12 protein-coding genes are annotated in these 15,126 nt (G+C 57.3%); 9 read left to right on the top strand and 3 right to left on the bottom strand.

The genetic code is table 11. The annotated features are described in order from the left end of the window. Positions 1-57: 57 nt before the first annotated feature. The 3 genes from dapC to map form a co-directional block, all read right to left on the bottom strand. The gene (gene dapC, locus EQV90_RS08235; protein ID WP_240877973.1) at positions 58-1,257 is read right to left on the bottom strand and encodes a succinyldiaminopimelate transaminase; all 1,200 of its coding nucleotides are present in this window, start codon (positions 1,255-1,257) and stop codon (positions 58-60) included. Positions 1,258-1,283: 26 nt separating this feature from the next. Further along, positions 1,284-3,986, bottom strand: coding sequence for a [protein-PII] uridylyltransferase (locus EQV90_RS08230; RefSeq protein WP_240877972.1), 2,703 nt, complete (start codon positions 3,984-3,986; stop codon positions 1,284-1,286). 67 nt (positions 3,987-4,053) lie between these two features. Continuing rightward, the gene (map, locus tag EQV90_RS08225) at positions 4,054-4,917 is read right to left on the bottom strand and encodes a type I methionyl aminopeptidase (protein WP_083912784.1); all 864 of its coding nucleotides are present in this window, start codon (positions 4,915-4,917) and stop codon (positions 4,054-4,056) included. A gap of 291 nt (positions 4,918-5,208) precedes the next feature. Here map and rpsB point away from each other — a divergent pair, with 291 nt between their 5' ends. The 9 genes from rpsB (at position 5,209) to bamA (ending at position 15,113) form a co-directional block, all read left to right on the top strand. After that, positions 5,209-5,952, top strand: coding sequence for a 30S ribosomal protein S2 (rpsB, locus tag EQV90_RS08220; protein WP_003440422.1), 744 nt, complete (start codon positions 5,209-5,211; stop codon positions 5,950-5,952). A gap of 206 nt (positions 5,953-6,158) precedes the next feature. Continuing rightward, complete coding sequence (gene tsf, locus EQV90_RS08215; protein WP_003440424.1) at positions 6,159-7,028, top strand: translation elongation factor Ts; 870 nt, start codon at positions 6,159-6,161, stop codon at positions 7,026-7,028. A 205-nt stretch (positions 7,029-7,233) separates the two neighbouring features. Further along, positions 7,234-7,977: a UMP kinase gene (gene pyrH, locus EQV90_RS08210; RefSeq protein WP_003440426.1), complete on the top strand. Its 744-nt coding sequence runs from the start codon at positions 7,234-7,236 to the stop codon at positions 7,975-7,977. Continuing rightward, positions 7,974-8,531, top strand: coding sequence for a ribosome recycling factor (gene frr, locus EQV90_RS08205; protein WP_003440428.1), 558 nt, complete (start codon positions 7,974-7,976; stop codon positions 8,529-8,531). The genes pyrH and frr overlap by 4 nt, the downstream gene beginning before the upstream one ends. A 15-nt stretch (positions 8,532-8,546) precedes the next feature. Continuing rightward, entirely contained in the window at positions 8,547-9,302 is a 756-nt protein-coding gene (uppS, locus tag EQV90_RS08200) for a polyprenyl diphosphate synthase (protein WP_003440430.1), read from the top strand. Beyond that, positions 9,302-10,108 (top strand): phosphatidate cytidylyltransferase, encoded by an 807-nt coding sequence (locus EQV90_RS08195; RefSeq protein ID WP_127196010.1) that lies wholly within the window; start codon positions 9,302-9,304, stop codon positions 10,106-10,108. The genes uppS and EQV90_RS08195 overlap by 1 nt, the downstream gene beginning before the upstream one ends. After that, on the top strand, positions 10,105-11,292 hold the full coding sequence (gene ispC, locus EQV90_RS08190) for a 1-deoxy-D-xylulose-5-phosphate reductoisomerase (RefSeq protein WP_003440436.1): 1,188 nt from the start codon (positions 10,105-10,107) through the stop codon (positions 11,290-11,292). Before EQV90_RS08195 ends, ispC begins: the two co-directional genes overlap by 4 nt. Positions 11,293-11,336: 44 nt before the next feature. Continuing rightward, a complete protein-coding gene (rseP, locus tag EQV90_RS08185) occupies positions 11,337-12,689 on the top strand; it encodes a sigma E protease regulator RseP (protein ID WP_003440439.1) in 1,353 nt (450 codons plus the stop codon). A 75-nt stretch (positions 12,690-12,764) separates the two neighbouring features. Further along, a complete protein-coding gene (gene bamA, locus EQV90_RS08180) occupies positions 12,765-15,113 on the top strand; it encodes an outer membrane protein assembly factor BamA (protein WP_003440442.1) in 2,349 nt (782 codons plus the stop codon). The last annotated feature ends 13 nt before the right edge of the window (positions 15,114-15,126 follow it).

Here is a 15,126-nt window from a genome sequence, read left to right as displayed (position 1 = left end):
GCTCGCCTCATGATCTTTAAAGATCGCGGGGCAAGTTCGCTGCTGCAGGTCTGGAGGTTATCTGCGGCGCAGAATGAACTCGCGAATCCGTTCTGCGGCTTCTACGCATTCTGCCAGCGGCGCTACCAGTGCCATGCGCACGCGGCCGGCGCCGGGGTTGAAGCCGTCGACTTCGCGGGACAGGTACGAGCCCGGGACCACAGTCACCTGTTCTTCGGCGAACAGGTCGCGGCAAAAGTCTGCGTCATCCCCTTCAACTTTGGGCCACAGGTAAAAGCCGCCGTCCGGGCGCTGTACGTCGAGGACCGGGCCCAGGATTTCCAGCACCGCATCGAACTTCTCGCGATACAGGTCGCGGTTGGTGCGCACGTGGGCTTCGTCGTTCCAGGCCGCAATGCTGGCCAGCTGGGTTTGAACCGGCATGGCGCAGCCGTGGTAGGTGCGATACAGCAGAAATGCCTTGAGGATCTCGGCGTCACCGGCCACGAAACCCGAGCGCAGGCCCGGCAGGTTGGAGCGCTTGGACAGGCTGTGGAATACCACGCAGCGTTTGAAATCTTCACGACCCAGGTCTACGCAGGCGCTCAGCAGGCCGACGGGCGGTGTCTGCTCGTCGAAGTACAGTTCGCTGTAGCACTCGTCGGCGGCAATCACGAAGTCATGTTTGTCAGCCAGGGCGATCAGTTTTTTCAGGGTGTCGAGGGGGATCAGCGCGCCCGTCGGGTTGCCCGGTGAGCACAGGAACAGGATCTGGCAGTTGTCCCAGGTCTCGGCCGCTACGGCGTCGAAGTCCGGGTTGAAGCCATGCTCTGCCAGGCACGGCAGGTAGTGCGGTTTGGCGCCGGCGAGGAACGCCGCGCCTTCGTAGATCTGGTAGAACGGGTTCGGACTGATCACCAGCGCGTCGTCGCCACGGTTGACCACGGTCTGGGTGAAGGCAAACAGCGCTTCACGGGTACCGTTGACCGGCAGGATGTTGCGCGCCGGGTCGAGCCAGCCTTTTGGCACCTGGAAACGTCGCTCGGCCCAGCCGCCAATGGCTTCGCGCAGGGCCGGGATGCCGAGGGTGGTCGGGTAGACCGCCATCTGGTCCAGGTTGTCGGCAAGGGCCTTGGCCACGAAATCCGGCGAGCGGTGTTTGGGTTCGCCAATGGACAACGCAATCGGGCGTTTGTCGGTGTTGGGCTGCACGCTGCCAAGCAGGGCGCGCAGTTTTTCGAACGGATAAGGCTGAAGCTGGTTTAGAGCGTTGTTCATTGGATGCGGGTCTCGCTCGGCGGCGCTTAAATGCTCAGGCGCCACGGTTCAGGGGTTGAGTCTTTGTCGACGGTCAGCTGTTTAACGATGGCTTCCTGCAAACGCATGCACAGCTGCGGATCGGACAGCGGCTGATTGTTTTCGTCAGTAACGAAAAACACGTCTTCGACGCGCTCGCCCAAAGTGGCAATCTTGGCGTTCTGCAACGACAGGTCGAACTCCAGAAAAATCATCCCGATACGGGCCAGCAGGCCGGGCCGGTCGGGTGCGCTGAGTTCCAGTACGGTCACCGGGCGCTGCGCGTCATTGTGAATCGTCACCTGGGGCGGGAAAGCAAAATGCTTGAGCTGGCGGGGAACCCGGCGCTGGATGATGTTGGGGTAGTCATCGGGGTTGCGCAGCGCTTCAGTCAGGCCCTTGCGGATTCTCTCGACGCGGGCCGGGTTATTGCCGATCGTTTCGCCGTCGTTGTCGAGCACGATGTAGGTATCGAGGGTGAACTTGCTGCTGGAGGTGATGATTCGCGCGTCATGGATGTTCAGGTTGAGCTGATCCATCGCGGCCACGGTTACGGCAAAGAAGTCATGCTGGTCGGGCGCGTAGATGAAAATCTGGGTGCCGCCTTCGAACTCGCGCTGGGTGGTTTCCTTGATCAGTACCAGCGGGCCGCCATCGGCCGGTTGTTGCAGGATGGCCTCGGTGTGCAGGGCCACATCGGCCGAGGTATGGCGCAGGAAGTAGTCGTCGCCAAGCTGGGACCAGAGTTGTTCCACGTCGTCCTGGTCGTTGCCGTTGCGCACCAATATGTCCAGCGCGGCACTCTGGGTCTGGCGGATCTGCTCTTCGCGATCAACCGGGTTTTCCAGGCCGCGACGCAGTGCGCGCTTGGTTTCGGTGTAAAGCTGGCGCAACAGGCTGGCGCGCCACGAGTTCCACAGGGTCGGGTTGGTGGCATTGATATCGGCCACGGTCAGGACGTACAGGTAGTCGAGACGGGTTTCGTCGCCCACGATCTGGGCGAAGTCATGGATGACCTGGGGGTCGGACAGATCCTTGCGCTGGGCGGTGGTCGACATCACCAGGTGATTTTGCACCAGCCACACGATCAGGCGTGTATCCCACTGCGGCAACTGGTGGCGGATGCAGAACGCCTCGGCATCTACCGCGCCAATCTCGGAGTGGTCGCCATGCCGGCCTTTGCCGATATCGTGATACAGGCCGGCCAGGTAAATCAGTTCGGGCTTGGGCAGCTTGGCCATCAGCTTGCTGGCCAGCGGGAATTTCTCTGACACCTGGGTGTACTGCAATTTACGCAGATGCTTGATCAGGTTCAGGGTGTGGGCATCGACGGTATAGATGTGGAACAGGTCGTGCTGCATTTGCCCGACGATAAAGCCGAATTCGGGCAGGTAGCGTCCGAGAATGCCGTAGCGGTTCATCCGGCGCAGGTTGCGATGGATGCCGATCTTGCACTTGAACAGCTCGATAAACAGGCTGGTGTTGCGGATGTCTTTACGGAAGTCGTCGTCGATCAGGTAGCGGTGTTCGCGCAACAGACGAATGGTATCGGCCCGCACGCCCTTGATCTCGGGGTGCTGGGCCATCAGCAGGAAAATTTCGAGCATGGCAAACGGCGTGCGTTTGAACACATGGTCGCTGGTGGCCTCGATGTAGCCATCGTGCAGCTGGAAGCGCGAGTTCAGCGGGGCAGGCGGCGCGGCGTCGTCGGGGGCCAGAATCACTTCTTCGAAGTGCTGGATGATCAGGTCGCTGAGCTGGGCGATGCTCATGACCACCCGGTAGTACTGCTGCATGAAGTTTTCGATGGTCTGTTTGGTATCTTCGCCGGTAAAGCCGAGCAACTCGGCGATGCTGCGTTGATGATCAAACAGCAGGCGGTCTTCAGCGCGGCCGGCGAGCATGTGCAGGGCGTAGCGGACTTTCCACAGGAACTCTTGCGAGGATGCCAGCAGGGCGTGCTCGCTCTCGACCAGGAAACCTTCACCCGCCAGGGCGCGCAGATTGAGGGTGCCGTACTGACGTCGGGCCACCCACAAAATGGTCTGGATATCGCGCAGGCCGCCCGGTGAGCCTTTGACGTTGGGCTCCAGGTTGTATTCCGTGTCGTTGTATTTGTGGTGACGAGCTTTCTGCTCGGCACGCTTGGCCAGAAAGAAATCCTTGCTGGGCCACATGTGGGCGGTACTGGTGACGTCCAGCATGCGCTGGCGCAGGCGCTCAGGGCCGGCCACGGTACGGCTTTCCATCAGGTTGGTGATGATGGTCAGGTCGGCACGGGCCTGCTCGGCGCATTCGTCCACCGAGCGCACGCTCTGGCCAACTTCGAGACCGATGTCCCAGAGCAGGGTCAGAAAGCGTTCGATGGAGTCGCGGAAAATTTCGTGATCGGCGTTGTCCAGCAGGATCAGCAAATCGATGTCGGAGTAGGGGTGCAGTTCGCCACGGCCGTAGCCGCCGACGGCAACCAGGGCGATATCGGCCTGGTTGCTCCAGCTGAACTGATCCCACGCCTGTTGCAGGATATTGTCGACGAACCAGGCGCGATCTTCGATCAGGCGTCGAATATCGCGGCCACTGCGAAAGCGTTCGTCCAGAGCCTCTCGCGCCTGGCGGATGGCCTTTTTGAAAGCGGCAATGGGGCTTGCCTTCAACGCCAGTTCGGCCTGGAACTGGCCGCGGTCAAAAAGTTCGGGATCCACCTGCGGCATCGATTGGCTTTCCTATCGCTGTAAGGCTTTTATATAGGGAGAATCTATATAGAGACTGCTTGAGGTATCAGGCCGAAACGCGAGGGATGGTGTCATCGCTGCGCAGGGTGAAGATCTCGTAGCCCGTCTCGGTCACCAGCAGGGTGTGTTCCCACTGCGCTGACAGCTTGCGGTCCTTGGTGATTGCGGTCCAGCCATCACCCAGAACCTTGGTATCGGCTTTGCCCTGGTTGATCATCGGCTCGATGGTGAAGGTCATGCCTGCTTTGAGTTCCATGCCGGTGCCGGCGCGACCGTAGTGCAGGATTTGCGGCTCTTCGTGGAAGACCTTGCCAATGCCGTGACCGCAGAACTCGCGAACTACCGAGAAGCCGTTCTTTTCAGCGTGCTTCTGGATCACTTCGCCGATGTCGCCCAGGCGGCAGCCCGGTTTGACGATTTCAATGGCCTTGTACATGCATTCCTGGGTCACTTGCGACAGGCGCTCGGCCCAGACCGGTACCTTGCCGACGTGGAACATGCGGCTGGTATCGCCGTGGTAACCGTCCTTGATGACGGTAACGTCGATATTCAGGGTGTCACCGTCTTTCAGCACCTTGTCGCCCGGGATGCCGTGGCACACCACATGGTTGATCGAGGTGCAGATGGACTTTGGAAAGCCTTTGTAGTTGAGCGGAGCGGGGATGGCCTGCTGCACGTTGACAATATAGTCATGGCAGATGCGGTCCAGCTCTTCGGTGGTAACGCCGGGCTTGACGTGCTCGGCAATCATTTCCAGGACTTCGGCGGCCAGTTTGCCGGCGATACGCATTTTTGCGATGTCCTCGGGGGTTTTGAGGGTGACGGTCATTCGGGCTCTCTTCGCGCGTTGGCGCTCATCATCAGGATTGCGGGGGTGCTTTGCTGCTGCACACCGCCATAAAAATGCGATTCTAACAGACGGTCGGCGATAATCATGGGCCTCTCGCCATCGCTTCTCTTAATAGAATGGGGCATTCTGGCTCTATTCCAGACCCTGCGCAAAAGGGCGAGGAAGAAAGTCTGATTCCGTGTTTCGTTTTTTGCGCATCTTGTGGTATAAAATGCGCCGCTTTCCGGGTATAGCCCGCTAAGCACAAACCCACACACGTATCGACACGATGACCTGGGTGCCTTCAGCTCGAAGCTGCTGGTTGGTCGTTGGGATACGTGGAGGCCTAACCCGACTTACTAAGGAACTACCATGTCCCAAGTCAACATGCGCGATATGCTGAAGGCCGGTGTGCACTTCGGTCACCAAACCCGTTACTGGAACCCGAAGATGGGTAAATACATCTTTGGCGCGCGTAACAAGATCCACATCATCAACCTTGAAAAAACCCTGCCAATGTTCAACGAAGCTTTGACTTTCGTAGAGCGTCTGGCCCAGGGCAAAAACAAGATTCTGTTCGTCGGCACCAAGCGTTCCGCTGGCAAGATCGTTGCTGAAGAAGCAACCCGTTGCGGTTCGCCGTACGTTGATCACCGCTGGTTGGGCGGCATGCTCACCAACTTCAAAACCATCCGTGCTTCCATCAAGCGTCTGCGTGACCTTGAAATCCAGGCCGAAGACGGTACTTTCGCCAAGCTGACCAAGAAAGAGGCGCTGATGCGCACTCGCGATCTGGAAAAGCTGGATCGTAGCCTGGGTGGTATCAAGGACATGGGCGGTCTGCCAGACGCACTGTTCGTTATCGACGTTGATCACGAGCGTATCGCGATCACCGAAGCTAACAAGTTGGGTATCCCGGTTATCGGCGTTGTCGATACCAACAGCAGCCCAGAAGGTGTTGACTACATCATCCCGGGTAACGATGACGCAATCCGCGCTATCCAGCTGTACATGGGTGCGATGGCTGATGCTGTGATCAAAGGCCGTAACCACGTTGCTGGCGGCACCGACGTTTTCGTCGAAGAAGCTCCGGCTGCAGCGGTAGTTGAAGGCTGAGTAATTAACGCCTAGCGTTTACTCAGTACGCAAAAAGGGGGCTTGGCCCCCTTTTTGCCACCTCGAAATCCATTTGTTGGAAGTTGCCCTGGCGTTGCTGTATCAGATTGCGGCTGGCAGGGTTGTATCGAGGCATGCTTCACACGAATTGAACGCCCGTTCGGTCGGGTGGAATGGTTGAAAACCTATCCAAGAGGAATTTTGAAATGGCAGAGATTACTGCAGCGTTGGTTAAAGAACTGCGTGAGCGTACCGGCGAAGGCATGATGGATTGCAAGAAAGCCTTGACCAAGGCTGGCGGCGACATCGAAAAAGCCATTGATGACATGCGTGCTTCGGGCGCCATCAAGGCTGCCAAAAAAGCAGGCAACGTTGCTGCTGAAGGCGCTATCGCAGTTAAAGTTGCTGAAGATGGCAAATCTGCCGTTATTCTTGAAGTTAACTCGCAAACCGACTTCCTGGCTCTGCAAGACGACTTCAAAAAATTCGTTGCTGACAGCGTAGAAAAAGCTTTCGCTGAGAAGCTGACCGACGCAGCTCCGCTGATCGCTTCGCAAGAAGCTGATCGTCTGGTTCTGGTTGGTAAAGTAGGCGAGAACGTAAACATCCGTCGCCTGGCCCGCATCGAAGGCGACGTTGTTGATGCTTACCTGCACGGCAACAAGATCGGTGTTGTAGTAGCTCTGAAAGGCGGCAACGCCGAGCTGGCACGTGACATCGCCATGCACGTAGCTGCAAGCAACCCTGAGTTCCTGCTGCCATCGCAAGTTTCCGCTGACGCTATCGAACGCGAAAAAACCGTGTTCATGAGCCTCAACGAAGACAAGATCAAAGGCAAGCCAGCAGAAATCGTTGAAAAAATGGTTGCCGGTCGTATCAGCAAGTTCCTGGCTGAAGCCAGCCTGGTTGAACAAGCTTTCGTTAAGAACCCGGAAATCAAGGTCGGCGAACTGGCCAAGAAAGCCGGCGCTGAAATCGTTTCCTTCACCTACTTCAAAGTAGGCGACGGTATCGAGAAGCCAGTTGATGACTTCGCTGCTGAAGTTGCTGCACAAGTGGCTGCAAGCAAGCAATAAGACGGTTCTAAACTGTCGACCCGAAGAGGCTGCCCGCTCACGCGCGCAGCCTCTTTTCAAATGGGTGGGGATTTTCCCTTCCCGGCGGAACCGGTTTACAAAATAGTGTTCCGATGGTGCTGCTGTGCAGTGCCAGCTAGAGTAAGCGCGGGCTGTAAACAGCCTCGCACAGATTTTTTATAAAACGCGGCAGGAGAGATTCGCAATGGCTCAGCAGGGCAGTGGTTATCAAGCTCGCTATAAACGCATTCTACTCAAGCTAAGCGGCGAAGCCCTGATGGGCTCTGAAGAGTTCGGGATCGATCCCAAAGTTCTCGACCGCATGGCGCTGGAAGTCGGCCAGCTGGTTGGTATCGGTGTTCAGGTAGGGTTGGTGATTGGTGGTGGCAACCTGTTCCGTGGGGCTGCGCTGAGTGCTGCAGGTATGGATCGCGTTACAGGCGACCATATGGGCATGCTGGCAACCGTGATGAACGCCCTGGCCATGCGCGACGCGCTGGAACGTGCGAATATCTCCGCCATCGTAATGTCGGCCATTTCCATGGTGGGCGTGACTGATCATTACGATCGTCGCAAAGCCATGCGTCACCTGAACGCCAAGGATGTGGTGATTTTTGCTGCAGGTACTGGTAATCCATTCTTCACGACGGATTCGGCTGCCTGTTTGCGTGCCATTGAAATTGACGCTGATGTGGTGCTCAAGGCAACCAAGGTCGACGGCGTGTACACCGCAGATCCATTCAAAGACCCGCATGCCGAGAAGTTCGATCATCTGACTTACGATGAAGTACTGGATCGCAAGCTGGGCGTAATGGACCTGACGGCTATCTGCTTGTGCCGCGACCATAAAATGCCATTGCGTGTATTTAACATGAACAAGCCCGGCGCCCTGCTTAATATTGTCCATGGCGGCGCTGAAGGCACTCTGATCGAGGAAGGTCAACAATGATCAACGAAATCAAAAAAGACGCTCAAACGCGCATGCAGAAATCGCTGGAATCTCTGTCCCATGCATTTGGCCAGATCCGTACCGGCAAGGCTCACCCGAGCATTCTGGGTAGCGTGATGGTGCCTTACTACGGCTCGGATACTCCGATCAGCCAAGTGGCCAACATCACTGTCAAAGACTCCCGTACCCTGCAAGTCGTAGCGTTCGAGCGCAATATGCTCGGTGCGGTAGACAAGGCAATCCAGAGCGCCGGTCTGAACCTCAATCCGACCAACCTGGGCGAATTGCTGCTGATCTCCATGCCTGCCCTGACTGAAGAAACCCGCAAGGTGTTCGCCAAGCAGGCCCGTGACGCAGCTGAAGATGCCCGCATTGCTGTGCGTAATATTCGTCGCGATGCGTTGAGCCAGTTGAAAGATCTGGTCAAGGAAAAAGAAATCAGCGAAGACGAAGAGCGTCGTGCTGCTGATGATATTCAGAAGCTGACCGACAAGGCTGTAGCTGATATCGAAACTGCCACCAAGCAGAAAGAAGCTGACCTGATGGCCGTATAAGGGTCTGGGCGTTTTATGGAAATGACCAAGCAGGCTGAGCCGTCATCGGTGCCGCGACACGTCGCCATCATTATGGACGGTAATAATCGCTGGGCGAAAAAACGCTTTATGCCGGGTGTTGCCGGGCATAAAGCGGGAGTGGATGCGGTTCGCGCAGTGATTGAAGTGTGTGCCCAGGCCAAGGTCGAGGTACTGACGCTGTTCGCGTTCTCCAGTGAAAACTGGCAGCGCCCGGCAGCAGAAGTCAGTGCCTTGATGGACTTGTTCTTCCGGGCACTGCGTCGTGAGGCCAAGCGCCTCAATGAAAACAACATCAGTCTGCGGATCATTGGCGACCGCTCACGCTTTCATCCCGATTTGCAAATGGCGATGCGTGAAGCGGAAGCAATGACTGCGGGTTCTGAGCGCTTTGTGCTGCAGATCGCCGCTAACTACGGCGGTCAGTGGGACATCGCCCAGGCCGCTCAGCAGTTGGCGCGTCAGGTGCAGGCAGGGCATTTGCAGCCTGAAGACATCACCCCTGACGTGTTGCAAGCCTGTCTGGTAACGGGTGATCTGCCTTTGCCTGATCTGTGCATTCGCACCGGTGGCGAGCATCGCATCAGCAATTTTCTGCTGTGGCAGCTGGCCTATTCCGAGTTGTACTTCTCCGACCTGTTCTGGCCGGACTTCAAACACGAAGCCATGCGTCATGCATTGGCTGATTTCGCTTCTCGCCAGCGCCGCTTCGGTAAAACGAGCGAGCAGGTTGAGGCTGGAGCCCGGGTTTAATGCTTAAACAACGAATCATTACTGCTCTTATCTTGCTGCCAATTGCCCTGTGCGGTTTTTTCCTGCTTGAGGGGGCCGGCTTTGCGCTGTTTATTGGCCTGGTCGTGACCCTGGGGGCCTGGGAATGGGCACGCCTGGCGGGCTTTGAAGCTCAGCCGGCCCGCGTTGCCTTTGCTGCGGTTGTAGCCTTGCTGCTGTTTGGCCTGCACATATTCCCTGATCTGGCGCCATGGGTGCTGGGTGCTGCGGTTCTATGGTGGGCAGTGGCAACTTACCTGGTGCTGACCTTTCCGCAATCATCGGTGCACTGGTCAACGACTGCGACCAAACTGGTCATCGGCCTGTTGATTCTGTTGCCGGCCTGGCAGGGGCTGGTGCTGATCAAGGCGATGGCGCTGGGTAACTGGTTGATCATGGCAGTGATGGTTCTGGTGTGGGGTGCCGATATCGGCGCCTATTTCTCGGGGCGTAAATTCGGCAAGCGCAAGCTCGCACCGAAAGTCAGTCCGGGCAAAAGCTGGGAGGGTGTATTTGGCGGCTTGTTGCTGAGCTTGCTGATCACCGCTGCGGTCGGTGTGGTGCGTGGCTGGAGCGCCTCCGAGATGTTTGCCGCACTGGTCGGTGCTGGCGTGATCGTATTGATTTCGGTGGTGGGTGACCTCACCGAAAGCATGTTCAAACGCCAGTCCGGGATCAAGGACAGCAGTAACCTGCTGCCTGGCCATGGTGGTGTTCTGGACCGCATCGACAGTTTGACTGCGGCGATCCCGGTATTTGCTGTATTGCTGTGGATGGCGGCGTCATGAGCCGTCCACAACAGATTACTGTTCTGGGGGCTACGGGTTCGATTGGCCTGAGCACCCTGGATGTTGTTGCCCGTCACCCTGATCGCTATCAGGTGTTCGGTTTGAGCGGTTACAGCCGTCTCGCCGAGCTGCTGGCGTTATGCATTACCCACAAGCCAAAGGTTGTGGTCGTGCCGGATGATCGTGCGGCCAGCCAGTTGCTGGCCGGCCTGCGCTCGGCAGGGCTCGGTGTCGAGGTCCTGGTGGGTGAGGAAGGCCTGTGCCAGATTGCTTCGGCGCCCGAGGTTGACTCGGTCATGGCGGCGATTGTTGGTGCTGCGGGCTTGCGTCCGACACTGGCAGCGGTCAATGCAGGCAAAAAAATCCTGTTGGCGAATAAAGAAGCGTTGGTGATGACCGGCGACCTGTTTATGCAGGCTGTTCGCCGCAGTGGTTCGGTGCTGTTGCCCATTGATAGTGAGCACAACGCCATTTTCCAGTGCCTGCCGCAGGATTTCGCCCGAGGCCTGACTAATGTTGGCGTTCGCCGGATTCTGTTGACGGCGTCTGGCGGACCTTTTCGCCAGACCCCCCTGGCGGAGCTTGAGCACGTTACGCCGGATCAGGCCTGTGCCCATCCCAACTGGTCGATGGGGCGCAAGATTTCCGTAGACTCTGCCAGCATGATGAACAAGGGCCTGGAGTTGATCGAGGCTTGCTGGCTGTTTGACGCCAGACCGGACCAGGTCGAGGTGGTCATCCATCCGCAAAGCGTGATTCATTCGCTGGTCGATTATGTGGACGGTTCGGTGCTTGCCCAGCTGGGTAATCCGGATATGCGCACTCCGATTACCAATGCCCTGGCATGGCCTGAGCGCATTGATTCGGGGGTCGCGCCGCTGGATCTGTTTGCAGTTGCGCGTCTTGATTTCCAGCGCCCGGATGAGCAGCGCTTTCCCTGCTTGCGCCTGGCCCGTGAAGCGGCCATGGCGGGCAACAGTGCGCCGGCGATGCTGAATGCGGCGAACGAAGTAGCGGTTGCGGCCTTTCTTGATGGCCGAATCCGTTACCCGCAAATTGCCCGTATCATCGAAGACGTTTTGAACAGTGAGCCTGTGGTTGCAGTAGACGAGTTAGAGGCGGTCTTCGCCGCCGATACCAAGGCGCGAATGCGGGCTGAACAGTGGTTGAGTCGTAACGGCTGATAAGTGGTGCTTGCCGGAACCGGACAGGATCGCGGAGAAAGTAGATGAGTGCGCTATATATGATTGTTGGCACCCTGGTGGCATTGGGTGTGCTGGTCACTTTTCATGAATTCGGTCACTTTTGGGTGGCGCGCCGTTGCGGCGTCAAGGTTCTACGTTTCTCCGTGGGTTTCGGTACGCCTTTGCTGCGCTGGCATGACCGCAAGGGTACCGAGTTTGTCATTGCAGCCATCCCGTTGGGTGGCTACGTGAAAATGCTCGACGAGCGCGAAGGCGAGGTTCCCGCCGATCAGCTGGATCAGTCCTTCAATCGCAAGACCGTTGGTCAGCGCATAGCCATTGTCGCCGCCGGGCCGATCGCCAACTTCTTGTTGGCGATGGTGTTTTTCTGGGTGCTGGCAATGATGGGCAGCCAGCAGGTGCGGCCTGTAATCGGTGCCGTAGAAAGCGCCAGCCTGGCAGCTCAGGCCGGCCTTGTGGCCGGCCAGGAAATCGTTGCCATTGACGGCGAGCCGACCGTTGGCTGGTCGAACGTAAACCTGCAACTGGTCCGCCGTCTGGGCGAAAGCGGTTCTATCCAGATCGCAGTGCGCGGGCCGGGCTCGGATGTCGAGACTTCGCATCAGTTGATTCTGCATGACTGGCTCAAGTCTGCTGACGAGCCGGATCCGATCAAGTCGCTGGGTATTCGCCCGTGGCGCCCCGAGTTGCCGGCAGTGCTGGCAGAGCTTGACCCGAAAGGCCCGGCACAGGCTGCCGGACTTAAAATCGGTGACAAGCTGTTGGCCATCAACGATCAGGCCATCAACGACTGGCAGCAGGTGGTTGACTGGGTTCGCGTGCGGCCGGATTCCCGTGTTGTGTTGCATGTCGAGCGCGACGGGGTTGCGCTTGATGTCCCTGTTACCCTGGCGGCTCGCGGCGAAGGTAAGGCGGCAACCGGCTATCTGGGGGCGGGGGCCAAAGGTGTCGATTGGCCACCGGCAATGATTCGTGAGGTCAGTTACGGCCCGCTCGCCGCAATCGGGGAGGGTGCAAAGCGTACGTGGACCATGAGCGTATTGACTCTCGATTCGCTGAAGAAAATGTTGTTCGGTGAGCTCTCGGTAAAAAACTTGAGTGGACCGATAACCATTGCTAAAGTGGCGGGCGCTTCTGCCCAGTCGGGCGTCGTGGATTTCCTGAGTTTCCTGGCTTATCTGAGTATTAGCCTTGGGGTTCTGAATTTGTTGCCCATCCCTGTACTGGATGGGGGGCATTTATTGTTTTATCTGATCGAGTGGGCGCGTGGTCGTCCCTTGTCGGATCGGGTGCAGGGTTGGGGGATGCAGATCGGTATCAGTTTGGTGATCGGGGTGATGTTGCTTGCTCTGGTCAACGATCTGGGACGTCTGTAAACACTTCGCTGAATTGCGAATCTGCCGCATTTTGCGGCAGTTTGTTTATTGCCAGTTGGAATAAGAAAGGACTTCATGAAACGTCTGCTGCTAACTGCGGTTCTCGCCGTACTGATGATCGCCGAAGTTCACGCCGAGTCCTTCACTATCTCTGATATTCGTGTCAACGGGCTGCAGCGGGTTTCCGCCGGTAGCGTGTTTGGTGCGTTGCCTCTGAACGTGGGTGAAGTAGCGGATGACCGCCGTTTGGTGGAATCCACTCGTGCGTTGTTCAAAACCGGTTTCTTTCAGGATATCCAACTGGGTCGTGATGGCAATGTGCTTGTCATTACGGTTGTCGAACGTCCATCCGTCTCCAGCATCACCATCGACGGTAACAAGGCGATCTCCACTGATGACCTGATGAAAGGGCTCAAACAGTCGGGCCTGGCCGAAGGTGAAATCTTCCAGCGTGCAACCCTTGAGGGTGTACGCAACGAGCTGCAACGCCAGTATGTTGCTCAGGGCCGCTACTCGGCCACGGTTGACACCGAAGTGGTGCCCGAGCCGCGTAACCGCGTTGCCCTGAAGGTCAACATCAATGAAGGCACGGTTGCTGCTATCCAGCACATCAACGTGGTGGGCAACACCGTCTTCCCTGAAGAAGATCTGGTTGACCTCTTCGAACTGAAAACCACGAACTGGCTGTCGTTCTTCAAGAATGACGACAAGTATGCTCGTGAAAAACTGTCGGGTGACCTTGAGCGTCTGCGCTCTTACTACCTCGATCGCGGCTATATCAATATGGATATCGCTTCGACCCAGGTATCGATCACCCCCGACAAGAAGAACGTCTACATCACGGTCAACGTGAATGAAGGCGAAAAATACAATGTCGGCGAAGTGAAACTGAGCGGTGACCTCAAGGTTCCTGAAGATCAGATCAAATCGCTGTTGCTGGTTCAGCCAGGGCAGGTGTTCTCGCGCAAGCTGATGACCACTACCTCCGAACTGATTACCCGTCGTCTGGGTAACGAGGGCTACACCTTCGCCAACGTGAACGGTGTGCCTCAGCCAAACCCTGAAGATCACACGGTAGCCATCACTTTTGTGGTTGATCCGGGCAAGCGTGCTTACGTGAATCGCATCAACTACCGCGGCAACACCAAGTCTGAAGACGTGGTTCTGCGTCGCGAAATGCGCCAGATGGAAGGTGGCTGGGCTTCGACTTACCTGATCGACCAGTCCAAGGTTCGCCTTGAGCGTCTGGGCTTCTTCAAGGAAGTGAACGTTGAAACTCCGGCTGTGCCAGGCACTGACGACCAGGTTGACGTGAACTACGCCGTAGAAGAACAGGCTTCGGGTTCGATCACTGCCAGCGTCGGTTTTGCCCAGAGCGCCGGTTTGATCCTGGGTGGCTCGATCACGCAGAACAACTTCCTGGGTACGGGTAACAAGGTCAGCATTGGCCTGACCCGCAGCGAATACCAGAGCCGCTACAACTTCAGCTACGTTGATCCGTACTGGACTGCAGATGGCGTAAGCCTGGGCTACAACGTGTTCTACCGCACCACTGACTACAAAGATCTGGACGTTGATGTTGCCAACTACTCCGTTGACAGCCTGGGTGCAGGCGTCAGCATGGGCTACCCGATCAGCGACACCTCGCGTCTGACCTATGGTCTGACCGTGCAGCAGGATGAAATCAGTACCGGTCAGTACACCGTTGACGAGATTTTCGACTTCGTAAACCGTGAAGGCACCAAGTACCTCAACTTCAAGGCATCGGTCGGCTGGTCTGAATCGACCCTGAACAAAGGTGTACTGCCAACACGCGGCAGCTCGCAGAGCCTGGTGCTTGAAAGCACGATTCCTGGCAGCGACCTGCAGTTCTACAAGCTGGACTACCGTGCCCAGCTGTTCCAGCCGTTGACCGACACCTACACCATGCGTCTGCACACTGAGCTGGGCTATGGCGACGGTTACGGCTCGACTGAAGGCCTGCCGTTCTACGAGAACTACTACGCCGGTGGTTTCAACTCGGTACGTGGTTTCAAGGACAGCGCTCTGGGCCCTCGCAGCACGCCTAGCTCGGGTAAAAACCCGGGCACCATCGCTGACCCTGATCAGGATCCGCTACCATTTGGTGGTAACGTGCTGATCCAGGGCGGTGTGGAAGTTCTGTTCCCGATGCCGTTCGTCAAAGATCAGCGCTCCCTGCGGACCTCTGTGTTCTGGGATGTTGGTAACGTGTTCGACACCAACTGCAAGGGCGATACCAAGGATTGCGACATCAGCTTTAGCAATATGGCCAGCTCTGTCGGTGTTGGCGTGACCTGGGTGACTGCACTTGGCCCGCTAAGCTTCAGCTTGGCAATGCCGGTCAAGAAACCGGATGACGCAGATACCCAGGTATTCCAGTTCTCCCTCGGCCAGACTTTCTAAAAGCCTGACTTTA

Origin of the sequence: Pseudomonas sp. TMW22089, assembly GCF_022496645.1 — a bacterium.
GTDB lineage: Bacteria > Pseudomonadota > Gammaproteobacteria > Pseudomonadales > Pseudomonadaceae > Aquipseudomonas > Aquipseudomonas paraversuta.
The sequence above is the reverse complement of the archived record's forward strand: the minus strand, read 5'-3'. Positions and strand labels throughout refer to the sequence as shown.